Genomic DNA, 1,323 nt, shown 5'->3' on the forward strand with positions numbered 1-1,323 from the left:
GTACGCCCCCCACACCACCCCTTTCCCCGGGGCCCGGCCGGGAGCGTGGCCGTCAGCGGGCGAACGCGGTGCGGAGGCGGGTCGCGGCCTCGGTCAGGACCTCGGCGCGCTTGCAGAAGGCGAAGCGGACGTGGGTGCGTGCGGCGTCGGGGTTGTCGTAGAAGACGGAGTTGGGGACGGCGACGACGCCGCAGCGCTCGGGGAGCGCGCGGCAGAAGTCGTAGGCGTCCTTCTCGCCGAGCGGGGCGACGTCGGTGGTGATGAAGTACGTGCCGGCCGGTTGGTAGACCTCGAAGCCGGCGGTGCGCAGGCCCTCGGCGAGGATGTCCCGCTTGTGCCGGAGGTCGGCGCGGAGGTCGGTGAAGTAGGCGTCGGGCAGTGCGAGCGCTTCGGCGACGGCGTACTGGAAGGGGCCTGCGGAGACGTAGGTGAGGTACTGCTTGGCGGACCGGACCGCGCTGACCAGGGCCGGCGCGGCGGTGACCCAGCCGACCTTCCAGCCGGTGTAGGAGAACGTCTTGCCGGCACTGGAGATGGTGACGACGCGGTCGCGGAGGCCGGGGAAGCGGTCGCCGAAACCGGCCAGCGGGAGGTGTTCGCCGTCGAAGACGAGGTGTTCGTAGACCTCGTCGGTGACGACCAGCAGGTCGCGTTCGCAGGCGAGTTCGGCGATGGCGGCGAGTTCGTCGCGGGTGAGGACGGTGCCGGTGGGGTTGTGCGGGGTGTTGAGGAGGATCAGCCGGGTGCGGGGGGTGACGGCGGCGCGCAGCTCGTCGAGATCGAGGCGGAAGCGCCCCTCGTGGGGGCGCAGGGTGACGGGCACGCGGCGGCCGCCTGCCATGGCGACGCCGGCGGCGTACGAGTCGTAGTACGGCTCCAGCGCGATGACCTCGTCGCCCGGTTCGAGGAGGGCGAGCAGCGTGGCGGCGATGGCCTCGGTGGCGCCGGCGGTGACCAGGACCTCGGTGTCGGGGTCGTAGGTCAGGCCGTGGAAGCGGCGCTGGTGGTCGGCGACGGCCTGACGCAGCTCGGGGACGCCCGGGCCGGGCGGGTACTGGTTGCCGCGACCGTCGCGCAGGGCCCGGACGGCGGCCTCGCGGATCTCCTCGGGGCCGTCGGTGTCGGGGAAGCCCTGGCCGAGGTTGATCGCGCCGGTGCGCTGGGCGAGGGCTGACATCTCGGCGAAGATCGTCGTTCCGAACTCGGCGAGGCGGCGGTTCAGCAGTGGGCGTCCCATGGCGGTCATCCTCGCGAAAGCTCTGGTCTTCCTCAACTGTGCTTTCAGCCGGGAGTGGGGCGGGGATGCTGGGGTAAGTGCGACGG

At 72.2% G+C, this 1,323-nt stretch carries 1 protein-coding gene; it reads right to left on the reverse strand.

Going from position 1 to position 1,323, the window contains the following annotated elements; translation table 11 throughout:
• Window positions 1-52: 52 nt before the first annotated feature.
• Window positions 53-1,246, reverse strand: a complete 1,194-nt coding sequence (locus tag GL263_RS26615; RefSeq protein WP_182858290.1) for a pyridoxal phosphate-dependent aminotransferase — start codon at window positions 1,244-1,246, stop codon at window positions 53-55.
• Window positions 1,247-1,323: the final 77 nt, after the last annotated feature.

Source organism: Streptomyces durbertensis, assembly GCF_014156695.1.
GTDB lineage: Bacteria > Actinomycetota > Actinomycetes > Streptomycetales > Streptomycetaceae > Streptomyces > Streptomyces durbertensis.

Coding starts and splice junctions, on each gene's coding strand:
- GL263_RS26615 (WP_182858290.1), bottom strand. CDS start 1,246: ATGACCGCCATGGGACGCCCACTGCTGAACCGCCGCCTCGCCGAGTTC.